This is a genomic window from Methanoregula formicica SMSP, from assembly GCF_000327485.1.
GTDB lineage: Archaea > Halobacteriota > Methanomicrobia > Methanomicrobiales > Methanospirillaceae > Methanoregula > Methanoregula formicica.
The window spans coordinates 680,492-698,463 of record NC_019943.1; the positions used below are offsets into that span (position 1 = coordinate 680,492).

Here is a 17,972-nt window from a genome sequence, read left to right on the forward strand (position 1 = left end):
TTCGGGCGCTTACGGCACCCGGCATTCCAGCGTTTCTCCCATGAGCAGAAACCTTAACAACCTTTCCTGCTGAAGATATTGGCACTATGTGGAAGGCAGTCGGGATCGATGCATGGCTCGCAGCACGGAAGACGAGCCTTGAGGATGCACGCGGGACCGTCACCGGGATCATCGGGCGGGTGAAAAACGAGGGGGATGCCGCACTCATTGACCTGGCAAAGAAATACTGCACGCTGGAGCATGTTGCGGTTACCGATGAGGAGCGGGAATCCGCATACGACGAAGTTGATGCACAGGTTGTCGAGGCCCTGATCGAAGCCCACGCCCGGATCGAACGCTTCCACGAACGCCAGCGGCCCCGTGATCTCTGGTTCGAGGAGATGGAGCCGGGTGTTGTCCTCGGGATGAAGTCTACCGGCCTGAACCGGGTCGGCCTCTACGTGCCCGGCGGCAGGGCAGCCTACCCGTCGTCTGCACTGATGTGCGCTGTCCCGGCGAAGGTTGCCGGGGTAAAAGAGATCTGTGCCTGCTCGCCACCGCCCATCAAGCCCCTGACCCTTGTTGCGCTTGACATTGCAGGTGTCACCGAGATCTACCAGGCGGGCGGTGCGCAGGCAGTTGCGGCCATGGCGCTTGGCACGGAATCCATCCGTCCGGTCCAGAAGATTGTCGGCCCCGGCAATATCTATGTTACCCTCGCAAAGATGATGCTCCGCGAACATGCCGAGATCGACTTCCCGGCAGGCCCGAGTGAGATCGGGATCATCGCGGACAGCACGGCCCACCCGAAAGTTGTTGCAGCAGACGTCCTTGCACAGGCCGAGCACGACCCGAACGCAGCCTGCATCCTCATCACAACGGATCCCACCCTCCCGGCAAAGGTCGGAAAGGAGATCGAGAAGATGGTGGCCGAGGCTCCCCGGAAAGAGATCATTGTCGAGGCCCTGAAGAACTCCGGGTATACTGTAGTGAAGGATATCGACGAGGCAATCGCGGCATCCGATGTCGTGGCACCCGAGCATCTCTCCATCCAGGTTGCCGATCCGCTCATGGTAGTGACAAAAGTACAGAATGCCGGCGCCATCTTCGTTGGCCGGTACTCGGCGGTTGCCTGTGGCGACTATGCGGTCGGCACCAACCACTGCCTTCCCACTGCAGGGTACTCGAAGATGTACTCGGGGCTGGATGTTGCACACTTCTGCAAGACGGCATCGGTGGAGATCATCGACCGCGACGGGCTTGAAGCGATTGGTGATATTGTTGAGACGATTGCCGAAGCCGAGGGGCTGTATGCCCACTCCCAGTCCGTAAAGGTCCGGCGGGCATTGTAACTCCCTGTAATCCTCCTTTTCTTTCTGTCGCGTTAAGAACCCAGAGATTCCCGACCAGTTGGTACCGGGACTCGTTTTCCAACCTTTCGTGACGGGAAATACTCCTGATCCGGAGGGATGATTATCTCGTGCACCAACGCACCCCTGCCCGACCCCCCTTGGCTTCTCATGGAAGATTTTTAGGGGAATTTACATCGCAAATTCCACAGGAAATTATGGTGTTTTTGCCTGCCTGAAACGGGGGGTCGGGCAGGGGCAATCTGGTTCCGGAGCCCGTACGAACACGGGATCGTTTCAGCAGGCACGGCCCTTTCCTGCATCAGGTTAAGACGGAAGATCCCGGCCGAGCCACGTTCTTCCGGCAAATGAAGAAAGCCAGTTTGAAAAGCAGTATGTCCTTGTCCGACCCCCTCCTTCATAAAGGAAGTCGGGAATCATGATCGGTGTTGCATACCGTTGACCGGCCCGGAGGCGATGTCCCCGTAATACCGCAGAAAAAGATGCGGGAGAAACACGGGCTGGGGCGGTTTTGTTCAGCGATCACTGCTTCCGGCCAACGGCAGCCAGAAGAAATGCGGCGCAGATGAGCCCCGCAACCGGCAGGGGCGGGTCGAGCGGAGTTTCCTCCACCGGGCGCATTGGGGGGAGGAACTCGATCTCCGCGGTCGCATATTCGGGTTTGGTAAACCTGAGACGGTCCATCGGTCGGTCGGTGACGTAGACGGTATACTTCCCGGGTTCGAGCGTGCCGATAATGGCAGAAGTGTCCCAGGTGTAGGTCCAGGACTTGTCCGCAAGCTGCACGGGTGCCGTGGTGAACATACCCCGTCCTGCAGGAATGTTCAGGTTATCGAGCGCAACGCCCCGCGTATCGAGGTGGTCTCCGGTCAGGAAGAGGAATACGGCGATGGTTGCGGATCCGTTGATAGTCCCGTTCAGGACAATGGTGTCGCCGATATGGGCTGTCTTTGGGGATGCATCGATGGTGAGGGTGACTGCCGCGGCAGCCGGGACTGCCACGAGCATCACTGCCGTCAGGAACAGCAGCAGGCATACCCCTCTCATGGAAAGATCGTGTGCTGTTGGACCTTAAAAAAAAGGTTGATCTGCACCTGTGCGGTCAGAAGGTGACCACCATGACGGCCTCCTCCTCTTTTTTAAGTTCCCCTTTGAGGTGGCCGGCATCGAAATCATAGGCATCATGGGGATTATAGTCCTCGTACAGCTCGCACTTGTCCAGGATATCGACAAACTCTTTCAGGAAGATCCGCGGGATGATGTCGACACGGCCCCCGAAACGGGTGGTAATCTTCCGGATCATCGCCCGGATGAACCGGTGGGAGATCCGTTCCCGGTCGGGTTCTGAATAGGCCTGTGCATACACGTCCACGACCCGGAGCGCAACAAGTTCGAGCTTTGCGGTGTCGAACTTTGAGAGAAGGATCTGCGGCTGCCGGGGATTTTTAAAATCGTCACTCTGGGTAACACTGATACGGTCGTAGAGCGGGGGAAGGGAGCGGATCCCGCGTGACCCGTCAAACAATGCCGGCGTTCCGGTGAAGAGGAAGAAACAGCGGGGCATCTCCCCCTTGTCAACGGCATCGATGATCCGAACAAGGACCTGGTACGCTTTCTCGCGCTGATTCCGCTGGAGTCCCTGGGTGGTCTCCAGCTCGTCAATGGCAATCACAAGACCGCTGTACCCGGCGCCATGGATGATCGAGACGAGCGCCTGGAGAAAGATGAAGGCGACTGAATCATCGATGTCGCCCTTTACTCCGGCCTTTGCCTTCAGTTCGCGGCCAATGTTCGGCTCTGCGGAGATCCACCCGAGCGCAGCCTGGGCGAGCGTGAAGTCACCGGCATTTCCAGCCCGGTAATAGGTCCGCAGGGTGGCAGCAAGCGCGGAGTTCAGCGAGGAGATCCCTGCAAGGGCGGCCTCGATTTCCCGTTCCGTTGCGGCTTCGAGGGCAGCATCGTTTTCAGCCTCCCCGCTGACAGAGAGGATCCGCTCCTCGATGTTGAAGAGCCAGGTATCGATAATCGCCTTCAGGGCATGTTCTTCGCCAGTAGTCCGGAGGTTGGCGCACACCTGCTGGTATACTCCCCGGAGCTTGTGCAGGGGGATTCCCGGAGAGATCACGATGTGGGACGTGACAAATCCCTTGGAACGGGCGATCTCGAGGGCCCGTGCGACAAGAAACGTCTTGCCGCTCCCGTACTCCCCGCGGATGAACTTGAGGTCGCCGCCGCCTCTGGCCACATAGTCCAGCTGCTTTCCGATAACTCCCTCTTCCACCTCAAGGCCGACAGCGATCCGCTCAAGGCCTCCCGCCGGAACGGTACCCCGCCGGAGCGCGTTGATGATGTTGATGCTTTCGAGCCGGTTTTTCTCCATCCGTTCAGGATCCGCAATACTCATAGATCTCTCCGTCCTCTCCCATCCCTTTCTTCGCAATCAGGCTGATGCCCTGCGATGCCGCCTTCTGTACCAGCCGGTTCACCACCCCGGCAATCCTCCGCGTCCCAAGGAGGGTGCGGAGCTCCATCTCGCTTGCCTTCCGGTGGTGGCGGAGGAACGAGACGATCTTCTGCTCCTGCTCGGAAAGGCCGAGTTGTTCCACAATCATGCTCCCGGCCGGTGCGGCTCCCTGCTTCTCCGCTGGCTGGTGCGCCGGCAGGACAGGACTATCGGCAAGGGCGTACTCCTTGCAGCGCACAAGAAGGGCAAGATAGTCTTCCATCGGTAATGTCTTCGGGTGGGCCGGCAGGGCATCGATGCCCCGGAGGCAGAAGTACTTGCAGGCCGGGTAATCCGCAGCTTCCAGTGCATTCGTCGCTGAATGGAAGAACGCGTTAGCGAGGATCTCCCTGCCTTCGGTGGAGAGCGATCCTGTCCGACCCTCCAGCTTCCGGATCAACTGATCCATTAAGCGCTTCATGGTATGCATCCTGCCGCTCCCTTCGACAATGAGGGCAGCCACCCGCACAAGATCGGACCCTTTCCGGACATTGGAAAGGATATAGATCATCACCTTCTCGCACTCGCGCTCTTCCCCGTTTCCCGCAAGGAACAACGCATAGTCCAGCCCCCCGGCAAGGAAGTCCGCCCGGTATGCCCGGTAATACCAGGACCGGGCCATGGCAGGGTTCCCGGTCTCCTCGTAGAATCGGGCGGTCTCAAGCAGGCTCACAACGTTCAGGTCACCAGATACCGTGTCAAGGAGGTGACGCTCTGCTTCGTCTGCGGACAGGGTTTTCGTCAGGAACCTCCGGTACCCGCCAATGATTCGCCCGAGCTTGATCATGTCGGTTTTGGCAGCCAGCTCGTCCTGCACAAGGCGCTCGTACCGTTCCAGTGCCCGCGCCGTATCTCCGGTAGCACCGAGCAGGTCGCACTCGGCAAGGCGGTACTCCGGTTCGCCCGGGCTGAGGGCGAGGAGGTCGAGCACAGCCTTGAGCGCATCCCGGGGCCTTCCCGCGAAATGGAGGGCATGGACATAATCGAAGAACAGGGGACCATCCGGCTGATCCTTCAGAACGGAAGCATAGGCTTCAAGCGCCCGGCCGGTGTCATACCGGGCAAGCGCATCAAGATAGATCCGAAGCATGGTCGGGTCACGTGTTGACTCCCATGCAGAATGTGCGTAACCTGCTGCGCCACGAAAGTCCTGTACCTGGAGGAGTGCTTCGACATATTCCGGTAAGAATGACCGGCTCCCCTCCTGCCCCTTGAGTATTACTAGCGCTTCCTCCCCCCTTCCGCAACCGATGAGCGCCCGCACCAGGTTACCGGTATCTTTCTCTGTTCCGGCCAGTTTCGTGAGATGGAGCAATAATGGCAGGGCTCCCCGGAAGTCGTTATGGGAGAGGAGATACCCGGCATAACTCCTCAGGGCATCCTGGTTAGCCGGGTCCAGCCGGACCGCCGCAGCGTGTTCGGATGTCGCCTCATCATCCCCCCGGGCTTCCAGCACTTTTCCGAGGTAACTGTGGACATACGAAGAGTCCGGCATCCTGACGGCCAGGTCACGGAAGAAGACCTCGGCATCCTCGTACCGGCCGATATGGAAGAGATTCGTTGCCGCAAGGACTTCGAGGGAAGGGTCCTTTGCCCCCTCCAGCAACCGGTTACAGACAGCAAGCGAATCCTGGTACCTGCCGTCTTCAAAGAGCCGGAACGCCTCCCTTGTCGTTTCTTTAGGATCCCGTGAGGTCATGCCCTGCCCCGGTGCAGGCGGACGCGGAGCAGGCCGGAGAGCATCCCGATCATGTCCCTTTTCTTCACCCGCGAGTCGCCCTTGTTCTGCCATTCAATGGGGACTTCAATGATTGTGTATCCTGCAGAACGAAGCCGCCAGAGAAGTTCGACATCGAACTCGAATCCGTTGGAGACCATCGATGACAGGACGGCATCCACCGCGGTTTTCCTGAAGACCTTGGCACCACACTGGGTGTCGTGGTACGGGAGCCCGTACAGGATTCTCATAATCAGGTTGAATCCCCGGCTCTCCATCCTCCGCATCCACCCCTGGCGGACCGTGAGGTTGGATCCGGGTACCCAACGGGAACCGATTGCACCGTCTGCAGAGTCCAGCGACGAGAAGAGACGGAGCATCTCGCCAAGGGTGGTCGAACCGTCCGCATCGAAATACCCGACCAGCGGTGCCCGTGCCACAGCAAGACCGGCCCGGACCCCCCCTCCTTTTCCCAGCCGGTGATCAAATTCAAGGCAGCGGATGATAAGGTCTGTGCGGCGGGCAGAGATTGTTTTCACAATCTCTGCGGTCCGGTCCGTTCCATCGCAGACAATGATGAGTTCTCCATCAAACTCCGTGATGCTCTCAAGGAGCGGGGTGATCCGGGCCTCTTCGTTATAGGCAGGGATGACGAGACTATGGCGGGGTGCTGGTTCGGGAATCATGGTTTTACAATCTGTCAGGCTGGGATCCGTATCCGGCTGCGTATTCTGCAGCCTGTATGGTGCTCACAGAAAGGATCGTGGCAGGATAACCTGCATAATGGTTGGGAAAGATTCCCAATAACGTTAGTGGTAATCCTGCCATGGTCACTGTTCTATTGGTGCTTCGTGAGATGCTGGGAGAGCATCGTGCCCGGCCGGTATTTCTCTGCCATGGCAAGTGCTGTCTCACGAAGGGCGTTATGCTCGGTGAGACAGCTTGCCGGGGGAGCGGATTTCCGGAGGATTGCCGATGTATTCTCGGTGATCTGGATCAGTTCCGTTGCAATGACCGCATTCAGCCAGATGAGGTCTGCAAGCATCTCTTTGGTTTCTGTGTCCTGCATAGAGGAGTGGTCGATCGTTGTGACTTATTAACCCGGCACCCTGCGCAGGGTGAACCTGCACAAAAAAGGGGAATCTTAATCCCCGCCCGGCAAAAGATGCATAAGAAGACTATGAACTATCGCGAACGGATACAGCGAAACGGCCGGGCAGCGAATCCCTTTTTCTGCCTGATGGGAATCGATGTCGTGAGTGCCGGTGACGGGAAGGCCGAGCTGGCGATGCAGGTACGGCCGGACATGCACAACGGTGTGGGCTGGCTCCAGGGCGGAATGCTTGTTGCCCTTGCCGATGAGGCGATGGCGCTTGCCATCTACACACAACTGGCTGACGGCGAGGGGATCGCAACCATCTCGGAATCTACCAGTTTCCTCCGGGGCGTCCGCGAAGGATCGATCACGGCCGAAGGTCGGGTCATCCGGAAAGGGCGACGAGTGGCCTTCTGCGAGGCGGAGGTCTGGGCAGACAATGGTGGGGAGAGATCCCTGCTCTCGCGGACTTCTGCTGCGTTCACGGTGACCAAAGAAACAAAATAAACGGAAACGGAATCCTAAAAAAAATAACGGATGTATCAGAAAAATTATTCTTTCTTTCCGCTCTTTTTGGAACCTGTATCCCTGGCGTCTGTGTTGCGGAACTTCACATACCACACGGCTGCCCCTGCAGCGACGATGACAATGACGACAAGGATGATGAGCATTGAACCGGGTCCGGCTTCTTTATGGGCTGTTGCAAGTCCTTCTTTTGCCGAGCTGCTCTCCGGGTCCAGGCTGAGGGCCTTGTTGTAGGCTTCAATTGCTTCACCGGCCCTTCCGGCCTTTACCAGGGCGTCGCCCGTGTTGATCCAGCCTTTTTCGTATGCCGGGTCGATGGTCACGGCCTGGCTATAGGCATCAACGGCCTCGTTGTAGCGGCCCATCCTGAACAGGATGTAGCCCTTATTGTTCCACATGCCGGTACTGTTCTTGAACTGCACGAGTCCCGCATTTACTGTCGTGAGGGCATCGTCATATTTTCCCATGTCAGCAAGCGCGGCGGCCTTGTCCTTATAGAGGTACATGAGCGTATCGCCTTGGCTGATCAGGGTCGTGTTCTCGGCAAGTGCCTTGTCAAAGAGTTCGACAGCCCGGCTGTAGTCTCCATTGCCGATGGCAACCTGTGCCATATTGAAGTATTCTGTTGCAGGGTCTGCTCCTGTGGCCGCGGCAACCGGGGGGATTGCGAGTGCTGCGACCAGGACCAAAGCAACAACGGTCAGGAAATACCTAGATTCCATGCCTCTTATTTTTCGTTTGTGCCTAAATGAACTTTCTTCCTTGGAATTGGTGTCCGGAGGGGTGAAAAACGGTCTCCCCCCGCCGCAGTACGACAACACTAATACGGATTATGAGCAACCTATACAGCAATCGGGGAGATCACGTGAAGTACATCATTGTTACCGGCGGTGTGATGAGCGGACTGGGCAAGGGGATCACGGCGGCATCCGTGGGCCGGATCCTGAAAAACCGGGGCTACCGCGTCACCGCGGTCAAGATCGACCCGTACCTGAATATCGATGCCGGTACGATGAACCCGGCACAGCACGGCGAGGTCTTTGTCTTAAAGGACGGGAGCGAAGTAGACCTCGACCTTGGCAACTACGAGCGTTTCCTTGACATCGAGCTCACGGCTTCCCACAATATCACGACCGGCAAGGTCTACCGCACGGTGATCGAGAAGGAACGCCGTGGCGACTTCCTGGGCGAGACCGTGCAGATCATCCCCCACATCACCGACCAGATCAAGACCTGCATCCGCCAGGCAGCAGAGGAGGAGTTCCCGGACGGGACAAAAGCGGAGATCTGCCTTGTTGAGGTTGGCGGTACGGTCGGCGATATCGAGAGCATGCCCTTCCTGGAAGCGATCCGCCAGATGCGGGGAGAGCTCCCCCAGCACGATTATGTCCTGATCCACGTGACCCTGATCCCGGAAGATACGATGGGCGACATGAAGACCAAGCCCACGCAGCACTCGGTGAAGGCACTGCGGGAACTGGGCCTTCATGCAGACATCATTGTTGGCAGGAGCGAGCACCCGATGAGCGCCAATACCAAGCGCAAGATCTCGGCGTTCTGCGACCTGCCCCAGAATGCGGTCATCTCGGCAGCAACCGCTCCGGACACCTACGCGGTCCCGATGGAGATGGAGAAGGAGGGCATTGCCGATGTCCTCTCCGCCCATCTCGGCCTCGACCGGAAGGACGCAGACACCTCGTGGTACCGGGTTGTCAACAAGGAGTACACGAGCCGGGTGACCGTAGCCATCGTCAGCAAGTACGGCATCGAGGACGTTTACATCAGCATCAAGGAAGCCCTCAAGCATGCCGGCCGTGCTCTCTCCACCGAGGTGAAGATCGCATGGCTGGATGCCGAGCGGTACGAGCGCTGTTCCTTAAAAGACTATGATGGCATCCTGATTCCCGGTGGTTTTGGCAAACGCGGGATCGAGGGCAAGATCGAGGCGATCCAGTTTGCCCGCGAAAACAAGGTGCCATTCCTTGGCCTCTGTCTCGGATTCCAGCTGGCAACCGCTGAATATGCCCGGCACGTTGCCGGGATTGCCGATGCCACAAGCGAGGAGTTTGGCGAGGGCACCCACGTGATTGCCCTCCTGCCCGAGCAGGAAGGACTCCATGAACTGGGCGGAACGATGCGTCTTGGCAATTACACGGCTGACATCCGCGACGGGACCCTTGCACGGAAACTCTATGGAGAGAAGCAGGTGATCGAGCGGCACCGGCACCGGTACGAGGTAAACCCGGAGTATATCGCAACACTGGAGAAGGAAGGGCTTGTCTTCTCGGCTACGAATAAAAACCGGATGGAGTGCCTGGAACTCCCCGGGCATCCGTTCTTCTTTGCCACCCAGTTCCACCCGGAGTTCAAATCGAGGCCGACAAAACCGTCGCCGCCCTACCTGGGCTTTGTCGAGGCTTGTAGGGCAAACAAGCGGACGAAATAGGACGAAAAACCAAGAACAGGAGCAGAGAAAACCATGGTTAATACGAAGAAATTCATCGCAAAGGCAATCGAGGAGATACAGACCTCTGCGGGATCGGAGAAAGTCGTCATGGCCCTCTCGGGAGGGGTGGACAGTTCGGTCTGTGCCGCCCTCGCTGCCCGGGCTATCGGAGATAACCTCATCCCCATCTACATCGACACCGGCCTGATGCGGAAGGGCGAGACCGAGCGGATCCGGCAGGTATTCAGCAGCATCTCTCTCGATGTCGTGCAGGCAGAGGACGAGTTCCTTGGAGCACTGAAAGGGATCGTGGATCCCGAGGCGAAGCGCAAGGCGGTTGGCGAACGCTTCATCCGCGTCTTCGAGCGCGAAGCAAAGAAGAAGGGGGCCAAATGCCTCCTGCAGGGCACGATTTACCCTGACATCATCGAGAGCCAGGGCGGAATCAAGAGCCACCACAACGTGGGAGGGATGCCGACAAAGATGGAGTTCACGAAAGTGATCGAGCCGATTCGCGACCTGTACAAGGACGAAGTCCGCGAGGTTGCCGGCGCCCTCTGCCTGCCAAAGGAGATCCAGCACCGGATGCCCTTCCCCGGCCCCGGCCTCTCGGTGAGAGTGATCGGGGAGGCAACGAAAGAGAAGATTGCCGTTGTCCGCGAAGCCAACTGGATTGTCGAGGATGAGCTGGTGGAGAAGTACCGCCCCTGGCAGTGTTTTGCAGCCCTGCTCGGCCTCGGGACCGGTGTCAAGGGCGACAACCGGATCCACGGGTGGATCGTGGCGGTGAGAGCGGTCCACTCACGGGATGCGATGACCGCTGAACCGGTCAACATCCCGTTCGACCATCTCATGAAGATCGGGTCGAGAATCACTGCCGATATCCCGAGTGTTGCCCGGGTTGTCTACGATGTAACGGCAAAACCCCCGGCAACCATCGAATACGAATAATCTGAGATACTCTGAGAAATACAAAAACGTGATGGGAATGGAAACAACACAACAGATGAAAGCGCTTGACGAGCGCTATTTCATGCCTGCGTTCTCCCGTGACATGGCAATTGTCAAAGGGGAAGGATCTAAAGTCTGGGATGGAGAAGGGAAGGAGTATATCGACTGCGTTGCAGGGATTGCGGTCTGCAGCACCGGCCACTGCCACCCGGAGGTCGTAAAGGCGATCTGCGACCAGGCTCACCAGTTAATCCACTGCTCTAATCTCTACTATGTCCCGCACCAGGGTGAGGTGGCAAAGAAAGTTGTCGAAATCACCGGGATGCACAAGGCATTCTTCTCGAACTCGGGAGCTGAAGCCACGGATGGTGCCCTGAAACTCGCCCGCGTCAGGACCGGGAAGAAGAAGTTCGTTGCCTTTACCCACGGGTTCCACGGGCGGACGATCGGCTCCCTTGCCGTCACCCACAAGCCCGCGATCCGCGAGCCTTTCGAACCGCTCGGTATGGAGAAGACCTTCGTTGAGTATGGCGATCTCGAGGGCCTGAAAAAGGCCGTTGATTCCGATACCGCCGGTGTCATTGTCGAGCCGATCCAGGGTGAAGCGGGTGTCATCATCCCTCCCGACACGTTCTTTGAGGGAATCCGCGAAGTCTGCGACAAGAGCGGGGCTCTCATGATCGTGGACGAGGTACAGACCGGTCTTGGCCGCACGGGGAAGTGGCTGGGCATTCAGCACACGAAGGTGAAACCGGATATCGTTACCCTGGCAAAAGGGATCGCGAGCGGGTTCCCCATGGGAGCTCTCGCTGCCCGGGAAGATCTGGAGTTTAAGAAAAGCGAGCACGGGAGCACCTTTGCCGGTGGACCGCTTGCCTGCGCCGCCTCCCTTGCCACGCTCGGTGTGATCGAGAAGATCCTGCCGGAAGTGGCGGTCAAGGGCGAGCGTTTCCGGAACGGGCTTGCGAAATACAACCCCCGTGTCCGGGGGCTCATGATCGGGATTACGATTGGCGACAAGTGTCCCGAGATCCAGAAGAAGTGTGCGGAGCAGGGCGTGCTCGTCAACTGCGCAGCGGACGGCAACCTCCGTCTCGTGCCCCCGCTCACCATCAGCAATGCCGAGATCGACACGGTAGTGAAGGTCCTCAATGGAACGCTTGGTTAGGTCCTGCTACAAGAAGAAGAGCGGGTATGTCTTTGCGAAAAAAGCGGAGGATATCGCACGCGAGTACGGCATGACCCGCATCGCCCGGCTCGCGAGTAACGAGAACCCCGAACCGCTCTCCCCTGCAGCGCTTGCCGCTGCAACAGATGCCCTCGCGACCGTGAACCGGTATCCCGATGAGAAGGCCAGCGTCCTCATGAGCGCCCTCCGCGCCACCTATGCGCACGAACACTTCGTGACCGGGGTCGGGATGGATGGTGTCATTGAGACGATCTTACGCACGCTGGTCGAACCCGGCGAGAAGGTCGTGATCTCGACCCCGACCTTCTCCTTTTACGCGCTCGCCGCCATGGGGCAGGGAGCCGAGACAGCAACGGTTCCCCGGGAAGCAGACTTCTCGGTCGATCCCAGGAAGCTGTTGAAAGAAGCGAAGGACGCGAAGGTAACGGTCCTCTGCTCCCCCAACAACCCGACCGGGAATGCGACCCCGGTTCCGGTTGTCGAGGAGATCCTCGAAGGGATCGAGGGCCTGCTCTTCCTCGACAATGCCTACGTGGAGTTCTCGGGAATCGATTACCTCCCACTGATGAGAAAGCACGAGAACCTTGTCCTTGGCCGGACCCTCTCGAAAGTGTATGCCCTTGCCGGGCTCCGGGTCGGCTATGCCTTCACGCCCCGCTGGCTTCCGCCGTGGTATAACCGGGCCGGGACCCCGTTTGCGGTCAATGCGGTCTCCATGGCTGCTGCCGCAGCGGCGCTTTCCGACAGGGAGCGTGCGGAACGCTATATCGCTCAGGTGAAACGCTGGCGGAAGCGTTTCATGGACGAAGTGAAATATCCTGTCATGCCCTCCGATGCAAACTTCGTCATGATCGATGTCTCGCCCCACAAGAGCGATGAGATCGTGGAGGAGCTGGCAAGGAAAGGCGTGGTGGTCCGGTCCTGCCGGAGTTTCACCGGTCTTGAGGATCATTATATCCGGGCCAGTATCGGCGCGGACTGGGAGAACGAGCTCTTCCTTGAGGTGATCAACAGCCTATGATGTGTGGCATTACCGGCACGCCCGGCACCGGCAAATCGATGATCGCAGACGAGCTGGCCCGCCGCGGGCATACGGTTGTCCACATCACCGAAACGGTCGGCCCCTATGTCACCGGTGAAGACGAGAAGCGCGATGTGCAGATTATCGACGTGGACCGGTGGGTTGCGGAGTTCAAACCGGTTGACGGGTTTGTGGAGGGGCACTTCGCCCACCTGCTCCCCTGTGATCGTGTGGTGGTCCTCCGCTGCCGCCCCGATGAACTCGCTGCCCGCTTAGAACAGCGCAAGTACCGTGAAGCTAAAATTCGGGAGAACACCGAGGCGGAAGCCCTCGACTCCTGTCTTATAGAGACGATCGAGGAACACGACCCGTCCCACATTTTCGAGCTCGATACCACCGGCCGCGATGCTGCGTACTGTGCCGACCGGATCGAGGCGTTCGTCCGCGGGGAGATCCCGGCAGATTTCGGCCACATAGACTGGTCGTCCTATCTGGAGGCGCACCTGTGACCCTCGATCAGTACCGCTCCAGCGCCAAGGTCTTCTTCGATCCCCTGGTAGCGGTTGCCATCCGGTGCCGGCTGACCCCGAACTTCTTCACCATCGCGGCGCTCCTTGCCTCGATGGCAGCAGGGCTCCTCTTCTTCTTCAACATGCTGCTCTGGGCAGTGGTCGCAGTTGCGGCCAACGCCTTCTGCGATGCCATGGACGGAGCCGTTGCCCGGGAGATGAAGGCCCAGAGCAAACGGGGCGACTTCCTCGACCATGCCGTGGACCGGTACGCGGACATTTTCATCATCACCGGCATCTTTGCCGGGGGCCTTGTCCCGTGGCAGATCGGGGTCTTCGCCCTGACCGGTGTCCTGATGTCATCTTATCTCGGTACGCAAGCACAGGCCGTGGGTGTCGGGCGCTACTATGGCGGGGTTCTCGGGCGGGCAGACCGGCTGGTCATGATTCTTGTTGTAGGTGTCGCGAGCCTGCTCTACCCTTCGCCAATTGTCGGGCTCACGCTCCTTGGCTGGATGCTCGTCCTCTTCGGGTTGTTCGGCCACATCACGGCACTCCAGCGGTTCGCGTACATCTGGGCAAAAGTGGAGTAAAACTATCCTTTTTTCAGGAACCTTTGGCGGCCAGGTCCCGGATGTATTCCAGTGCCTCGATCGCGTCCAGCCTCTTCCGGTCAACGGCATGGTCCATTACCCATGATAGAAACTGTTGTGCGGTAGAGGGATCGAGAGCGTTTCCTGCCGCTGATACGATCTTCGGATACGTGCGTTGCGGGTAAAACACGGATCTTGCAGCAGCGAGCAGGTCTGCATGCTCCTGCGAGGTTATGGTCCCCTCGGTTTCCGCCCGTTTCAGGGTAAAACGGATATTGACGAGAGGTTCAGACAGGGAGAGCCCGGTTTCCGGGTCGAAGACGAGCGCGACCTCGTCGTCGGAGATGAGCTCCCCGTTTTTGTACAACCGGTATACTTCACCGATCCCGGTCATGCCCAGCGTGTCCATCTCGGCGGCCCGGAGCGCCCCCATGCTGGATGCCCCTACTACCCTGATACCCTTCTTTACGGCGGCAAGGATCTCGCGGTGGGCAACAGCGGATTCCTGGTGGAAGACCCCGTCGATAAGACCGATGATCGTTGCACCTTCTTCTGCTGCCCGCAGGAGATCCCCGCGTTTTGCCGGTGGCCGGTACTCTGCGGGAAGGATCTTCTCGGCAGCTTCCCGCTCAAGGCTTGGCCCGAGAAAGACGGTGATCCGCTGCATTCTTCACCCGCTCCCCTTTCCGCTCCGGATCCATGGCGAACACTTCAAGGCCCGGCACGATGACGCGGACAACCGGGATCCCGATCTCTTCCCGGGTAAGGTCCACGACGATCACCCGGTCCAGGCCCTGCTTCTTTAAGGACTCAACAACGAACTCGATATCCTTTTTGAAGTCATCGCTGTCGGATGATGTAACGTCCTTGTAGGGAATAGTCCCGTTGTCGCGGTACCAGTAGCCGTTGATCCGCTTTGCCCGCTCGTACCCCATCCGCTTCCGCATCTCGGCAAGCGTCGTGTCTTCGCGTGCCCCGTGGATCTGCGTAAGGCGGCTCTGCGCAACCTCGGTCAGCGCCCGCATCACCGCGATCCGGGCGCTCGTGTGCGTTCCGATACCGATGGTAAGGAGCATCGGGTCTTTTGTCAGCACGTCGTCTGCAACCGCGGCCATGGTGGGGATGCCGATGTCGCTTGTTATATCGCGGACGGTCACCTCGACCCCGGCATCGGCAAACTTCTTCTGCATATCGCGGATGGTGGGATCGTCAATATCGATGACCGCCGGTCCCGTGTTGCGTGTCGTCTCCACAAGTGACCATGCGTCCCGCTCGACTACCTCGGAGAGCGCGTGGAAGATCGCCTCCTCCCGGGTATTCCCCGATGCAAGGCCGTTGGTATTCGTGCGCATGGGCCCCCGGTACTGGAACGGGACCGGGTGGAAGACCGCATAGGCCGGTACCCAGAGGTCCTCGCCGCGTGCGATATCGTACCCCCGGCACCAAGACATGAACCGGTCCGTCTGGGCGCCTTCCGGGAGGATGAGGTCGTGCGGGTCAAGGACGTTTCCCTCCATCTTCATCTCGTCATAGAGCGCGACCCGGATCTCGCGGTCATGGACTTCCGCGGAATACCGTTCTATCCCTTCCATTATGGCCGAGATCCGCGACTCCTCGACCGTTGCCCCCTTCCCGTTGTAAACTGTGATTGCCCCTGCTTCTGCCGTGGGCCGGATGCAGGAGAAGACCGGGATCCCGATCCGGTCCAGGCTCGTGATGTCCGCGACGCGGGTGATGCCGGCAGCCGCGACTTTCGGCTCGATCCGGGCAAGGGTCTCTTCAAGGGGGACAGCACGCTGGGTCTCGTTGTTGTAGGTCTTTTTGCACGATTGGAGCTGCATCTGTGGATCACCGGGGTTTTGTCAGGAGGGTTTCTGTGTTGAGAGATTTCTCACTGCCGGGGTTTATACATGCTCATCCGGGATTCGGGAATGTCAATACTGCGAGAGAATTCGCAGCTAAATAAACCGATAAATAGTGCCCGGGATGAATAGTCAACCGGAGAACTGATCTGCTATGAAACACCCTGTAGTCCTTACCCTTGTCGTGGCTGTGCTGCTGACGGCTGTTGTGTTGTTTGCCGGCTGCATGTCTGCACCGCCGGACACAAAACCCATGCCTCCGGTCTCCCCGGTAACAACTGCCCCTGTGCCCTCCGGGTCATCCTGTGGCATAACCAGCTGCCACGGCCTTGACCTTGCCTGCGGTGCCAATCCGCCTGAAGTCTGTACCATGGAATACCGTCTCGGTGACAAGTGCCGACAGTACGCCCGCTGTGATTCGAGCGGCGGGAGCTGCACGCTCGTGACCGATTCGCAGTTTGCCACCTGCAAGGCCTGCGTGGAACAGTGCGTGGCACGGGAGACTGCGGACCCGGCTGCTGCCTTTGACTGCGAAGCGAAGTGCTGAAAAGCGGGGCCGGATGGCCCCTCTCTCACCTGAGAGAAAAACGGCCCCAGTCAGAACACGTATGTTGTCCCGAGCGTGTTTAAGATGCACTTCCCCGTCATTGCTGTCATGAACCGGTTGATGGTGCTCCACCCGGTGCAGTGCATGGGGACAATGTACTGCGGGTTGATCTGCGTCATCGCTTCGATGGTCGGGGGGACGACCTGTTCGTATACCTTGCCGGAAAGGTGGAACCCCCCCAGGACTGCATGGACGTGATCGGTCCCGGTGATCTTCTTTGCGTATTCCACGGTATTGATGATCCCGGCATGGGCGCAGCCGCTCAGCACAACAAGCCCCTTGTCCTTCACGCTCATCACCAGTGCTTGGTCGTCGCGGAGGAGATCGGCGACCCATTTCCCGTCCCGCTCGATCTCAGCCCCCGTCACACCCTTCTCGAAGGATGTCTTCCGCTCCACTTCACCCGTGACGAGCAGGTGACCGGCTGCAAGGGTCGATGGTCCGCTGCGCATCCTGATGTCGGCCCCTGCTCTCTTCAGTGCCACAGCGTCCGGGAAGCGCTGGTTGAAGATGCCTTTTCCAGGGACATTCCGCCTGCGGGGGAGGAAGGCATCCGGGTGGGCGATGAGGGGGATCTGCCGCCCTGCTCCGGAAACAACGCAATCGAGTGCCCCGGTATGGTCATAGTGGCCGTGGCTTAAGACAACCGCTTCGATCCCGGCAAGGGAGATCCTCATCTGGCAGGCATTCCGGGGCAGGCACTCAGCGGAGAGCCCGGCATCCAGCAGAATGGCATGCTCCTTTTTCCTAGAGAATACCTTCACGAGGCAGGAGAGGCCGTGCTCGGCCAGGATATGCCGGTCAGGGTTGTACGGCAGCCGTCGGTCAACGGGCGTTGAAGAAGTGTTCATAAGAACGTCCGTATAGTTGTCAACCAGGACCGTGATCTCGACCCGGTCGGCGGGCTTCAGCTTGTGTTCGGTCATGGCCACATCCTCAGTGGTTCCATCGCGCTCAGTCTATAAGAAGGAGTGCCATGAGTTCAGGGTGTCCCTGTACCGGGAACCGGATCGGCATCCCCGCCTTCTCTGCAGTCTTCACCATGTTGACGCCCACCGCATGCTCGGGAATCCGGGCCTGCGTGGGATGTACGCAGATTCCTGCTTTCACGTTGCAGGTCTCGCAGAGCCGGCACGAGCCGTTGACGAATGCGAGAGCGAACGGGTTGCCGGCATTGAACGCGGTCCGTTCCAGTTCAAGCATCATCGGTGCGAATGCACCGGTGCCGTTGAAGTGATCTTTCCAGAACTGCGTTGCCTGCTCCTTCCTGTCAGCTGGTGCTTCGGGATCAAGCCAGTACTTGTAGATCGAACAGATCACGACAGGATCGGCTTCTGCCGGTGAGATGAACTTCACGAGCAGGGCGTAGCGGTACTCCGAGAGGATCTTCCGGAACTCGTCCGGGGTTGGCACGTACGGCGGACAGATCAGTTTCTTCCCATAGCTGATGCAGCCGGCCCGGCACTTGAGAGGGATGCGGTTCTCGACAACGATATCCGCTGCCGGGATCACTTTTACATCTTTCGCACCGAGTTCCCTGGCTTTTTCAACGAGAAATGCATACTGCGGGGAGACCGGATCCTTCTTCATGATGATTCCTCGGC

The 17,972-nt window shown here is 58.9% G+C and carries 19 protein-coding genes; 9 read left to right on the forward strand and 10 right to left on the reverse strand.

What is annotated here, in order from left to right; all coding sequences use genetic code 11:
- Window positions 1-86: 86 nt before the first annotated feature.
- Window positions 87-1,331 (forward strand): histidinol dehydrogenase, encoded by a 1,245-nt coding sequence (hisD, locus tag METFOR_RS03485; RefSeq protein WP_015284717.1) that lies wholly within the window; start codon window positions 87-89, stop codon window positions 1,329-1,331.
- 540 nt (window positions 1,332-1,871) lie between these two features.
- On the opposite strand, the gene METFOR_RS03490 is transcribed toward hisD, so the two are convergent.
- From METFOR_RS03490 to METFOR_RS03510, 5 genes are all read right to left on the reverse strand, one after another.
- The gene (locus METFOR_RS03490; RefSeq protein ID WP_015284718.1) at window positions 1,872-2,396 is read right to left on the reverse strand and encodes a hypothetical protein; all 525 of its coding nucleotides are present in this window, start codon (window positions 2,394-2,396) and stop codon (window positions 1,872-1,874) included.
- 55 nt (window positions 2,397-2,451) lie between these two features.
- Window positions 2,452-3,753: a BREX system ATP-binding protein BrxD gene (brxD, locus tag METFOR_RS03495; protein ID WP_015284719.1), complete on the reverse strand. Its 1,302-nt coding sequence runs from the start codon at window positions 3,751-3,753 to the stop codon at window positions 2,452-2,454.
- Window positions 3,734-5,551, reverse strand: coding sequence for a tetratricopeptide repeat protein (locus METFOR_RS03500; RefSeq protein ID WP_015284720.1), 1,818 nt, complete (start codon window positions 5,549-5,551; stop codon window positions 3,734-3,736). Before METFOR_RS03500 ends, brxD begins: the two co-directional genes overlap by 20 nt.
- On the reverse strand, window positions 5,548-6,255 hold the full coding sequence (locus METFOR_RS03505; protein WP_015284721.1) for a dolichyl-phosphate beta-glucosyltransferase: 708 nt from the start codon (window positions 6,253-6,255) through the stop codon (window positions 5,548-5,550). Before METFOR_RS03505 ends, METFOR_RS03500 begins: the two co-directional genes overlap by 4 nt.
- 152 nt (window positions 6,256-6,407) lie before the next feature.
- Window positions 6,408-6,638 (reverse strand): hypothetical protein, encoded by a 231-nt coding sequence (locus METFOR_RS03510; RefSeq protein ID WP_015284722.1) that lies wholly within the window; start codon window positions 6,636-6,638, stop codon window positions 6,408-6,410.
- Between the two features lie 96 nt (window positions 6,639-6,734).
- Between METFOR_RS03510 and METFOR_RS03515 the strand changes: the two genes are divergently transcribed.
- The gene (locus METFOR_RS03515) at window positions 6,735-7,172 is read left to right on the forward strand and encodes a PaaI family thioesterase (protein WP_015284723.1); all 438 of its coding nucleotides are present in this window, start codon (window positions 6,735-6,737) and stop codon (window positions 7,170-7,172) included.
- Between the two features lie 44 nt (window positions 7,173-7,216).
- Here METFOR_RS03515 and METFOR_RS03520 read toward each other — a convergent pair whose 3' ends face one another.
- Entirely contained in the window at window positions 7,217-7,912 is a 696-nt protein-coding gene (locus METFOR_RS03520) for a tetratricopeptide repeat protein (RefSeq protein WP_015284724.1), read from the reverse strand.
- Between the two features lie 143 nt (window positions 7,913-8,055).
- Between METFOR_RS03520 and METFOR_RS03525 the strand changes: the two genes are divergently transcribed.
- Genes METFOR_RS03525 through METFOR_RS03550 form a run of 6 tightly spaced genes read left to right on the forward strand, consistent with a single transcriptional unit; the run spans window position 8,056 to window position 13,899 of the window.
- A complete protein-coding gene (locus tag METFOR_RS03525; protein ID WP_015284725.1) occupies window positions 8,056-9,636 on the forward strand; it encodes a CTP synthase in 1,581 nt (526 codons plus the stop codon).
- A gap of 33 nt (window positions 9,637-9,669) precedes the next feature.
- Window positions 9,670-10,587, forward strand: a complete 918-nt coding sequence (guaA, locus tag METFOR_RS03530; RefSeq protein WP_015284726.1) for a glutamine-hydrolyzing GMP synthase — start codon at window positions 9,670-9,672, stop codon at window positions 10,585-10,587.
- A 31-nt stretch (window positions 10,588-10,618) separates the two neighbouring features.
- Entirely contained in the window at window positions 10,619-11,755 is a 1,137-nt protein-coding gene (locus METFOR_RS03535; RefSeq protein ID WP_015284727.1) for an aspartate aminotransferase family protein, read from the forward strand.
- Complete coding sequence (gene hisC, locus METFOR_RS03540; RefSeq protein ID WP_015284728.1) at window positions 11,739-12,797, forward strand: histidinol-phosphate transaminase; 1,059 nt, start codon at window positions 11,739-11,741, stop codon at window positions 12,795-12,797. The genes METFOR_RS03535 and hisC overlap by 17 nt, the downstream gene beginning before the upstream one ends.
- Complete coding sequence (locus tag METFOR_RS03545) at window positions 12,794-13,306, forward strand: adenylate kinase family protein (protein ID WP_015284729.1); 513 nt, start codon at window positions 12,794-12,796, stop codon at window positions 13,304-13,306. The genes hisC and METFOR_RS03545 overlap by 4 nt, the downstream gene beginning before the upstream one ends.
- Window positions 13,303-13,899, forward strand: coding sequence for a CDP-alcohol phosphatidyltransferase family protein (locus METFOR_RS03550; protein ID WP_015284730.1), 597 nt, complete (start codon window positions 13,303-13,305; stop codon window positions 13,897-13,899). The genes METFOR_RS03545 and METFOR_RS03550 overlap by 4 nt, the downstream gene beginning before the upstream one ends.
- 13 nt (window positions 13,900-13,912) lie before the next feature.
- Here the strand turns inward: METFOR_RS03550 and METFOR_RS03555 are convergent, their stop codons facing one another.
- Both METFOR_RS03555 and METFOR_RS03560 read right to left on the reverse strand, forming a co-directional pair.
- Window positions 13,913-14,566, reverse strand: coding sequence for a TfuA-related McrA-glycine thioamidation protein (locus METFOR_RS03555; protein ID WP_015284731.1), 654 nt, complete (start codon window positions 14,564-14,566; stop codon window positions 13,913-13,915).
- Window positions 14,529-15,740 carry a YcaO-related McrA-glycine thioamidation protein gene (locus METFOR_RS03560; RefSeq protein ID WP_015284732.1) on the reverse strand — a complete coding sequence of 404 codons (1,212 nt, stop codon included), beginning with the start codon at window positions 15,738-15,740 and terminating at the stop codon, window positions 14,529-14,531. Before METFOR_RS03560 ends, METFOR_RS03555 begins: the two co-directional genes overlap by 38 nt.
- A 175-nt stretch (window positions 15,741-15,915) precedes the next feature.
- Here METFOR_RS03560 and METFOR_RS03565 point away from each other — a divergent pair, with 175 nt between their 5' ends.
- Window positions 15,916-16,308, forward strand: coding sequence for a hypothetical protein (locus METFOR_RS03565; RefSeq protein WP_015284733.1), 393 nt, complete (start codon window positions 15,916-15,918; stop codon window positions 16,306-16,308).
- 50 nt (window positions 16,309-16,358) lie between these two features.
- Here the strand turns inward: METFOR_RS03565 and METFOR_RS03570 are convergent, their stop codons facing one another.
- Window positions 16,359-17,294 (reverse strand): MBL fold metallo-hydrolase, encoded by a 936-nt coding sequence (locus METFOR_RS03570; RefSeq protein WP_015284734.1) that lies wholly within the window; start codon window positions 17,292-17,294, stop codon window positions 16,359-16,361.
- A 28-nt stretch (window positions 17,295-17,322) separates the two neighbouring features.
- Complete coding sequence (locus METFOR_RS03575; protein WP_015284735.1) at window positions 17,323-17,958, reverse strand: DUF2284 domain-containing protein; 636 nt, start codon at window positions 17,956-17,958, stop codon at window positions 17,323-17,325.
- Window positions 17,959-17,972 lie beyond the last annotated feature (14 nt).

Excerpts from the sequence above, each read along its gene's own strand:
- METFOR_RS03510 (WP_015284722.1), bottom strand. The coding sequence starts at position 6,638 with ATGCAGGACACAGAAACCAAAGAGATGCTTGCAGACCTCATCTGGCTG.
- METFOR_RS03565 (WP_015284733.1), top strand. The coding sequence starts at position 15,916 with ATGAAACACCCTGTAGTCCTTACCCTTGTCGTGGCTGTGCTGCTGACG.
- METFOR_RS03505 (WP_015284721.1), bottom strand. The coding sequence starts at position 6,255 with ATGATTCCCGAACCAGCACCCCGCCATAGTCTCGTCATCCCTGCCTAT.
- guaA (WP_015284726.1), top strand. The coding sequence starts at position 9,670 with ATGGTTAATACGAAGAAATTCATCGCAAAGGCAATCGAGGAGATACAG.
- METFOR_RS03560 (WP_015284732.1), bottom strand. The coding sequence starts at position 15,740 with ATGCAGCTCCAATCGTGCAAAAAGACCTACAACAACGAGACCCAGCGT.
- METFOR_RS03490 (WP_015284718.1), bottom strand. The coding sequence starts at position 2,396 with ATGAGAGGGGTATGCCTGCTGCTGTTCCTGACGGCAGTGATGCTCGTG.
- hisC (WP_015284728.1), top strand. The coding sequence starts at position 11,739 with ATGGAACGCTTGGTTAGGTCCTGCTACAAGAAGAAGAGCGGGTATGTC.
- METFOR_RS03545 (WP_015284729.1), top strand. The coding sequence starts at position 12,794 with ATGATGTGTGGCATTACCGGCACGCCCGGCACCGGCAAATCGATGATC.
- METFOR_RS03575 (WP_015284735.1), bottom strand. The coding sequence starts at position 17,958 with ATGAAGAAGGATCCGGTCTCCCCGCAGTATGCATTTCTCGTTGAAAAA.
- METFOR_RS03500 (WP_015284720.1), bottom strand. The coding sequence starts at position 5,551 with ATGACCTCACGGGATCCTAAAGAAACGACAAGGGAGGCGTTCCGGCTC.
- METFOR_RS03535 (WP_015284727.1), top strand. The coding sequence starts at position 10,619 with ATGGGAATGGAAACAACACAACAGATGAAAGCGCTTGACGAGCGCTAT.
- METFOR_RS03520 (WP_015284724.1), bottom strand. The coding sequence starts at position 7,912 with ATGGAATCTAGGTATTTCCTGACCGTTGTTGCTTTGGTCCTGGTCGCA.
- METFOR_RS03515 (WP_015284723.1), top strand. The coding sequence starts at position 6,735 with ATGCATAAGAAGACTATGAACTATCGCGAACGGATACAGCGAAACGGC.
- brxD (WP_015284719.1), bottom strand. The coding sequence starts at position 3,753 with ATGAGTATTGCGGATCCTGAACGGATGGAGAAAAACCGGCTCGAAAGC.
- hisD (WP_015284717.1), top strand. The coding sequence starts at position 87 with ATGTGGAAGGCAGTCGGGATCGATGCATGGCTCGCAGCACGGAAGACG.
- METFOR_RS03555 (WP_015284731.1), bottom strand. The coding sequence starts at position 14,566 with ATGCAGCGGATCACCGTCTTTCTCGGGCCAAGCCTTGAGCGGGAAGCT.
- METFOR_RS03570 (WP_015284734.1), bottom strand. The coding sequence starts at position 17,294 with ATGACCGAACACAAGCTGAAGCCCGCCGACCGGGTCGAGATCACGGTC.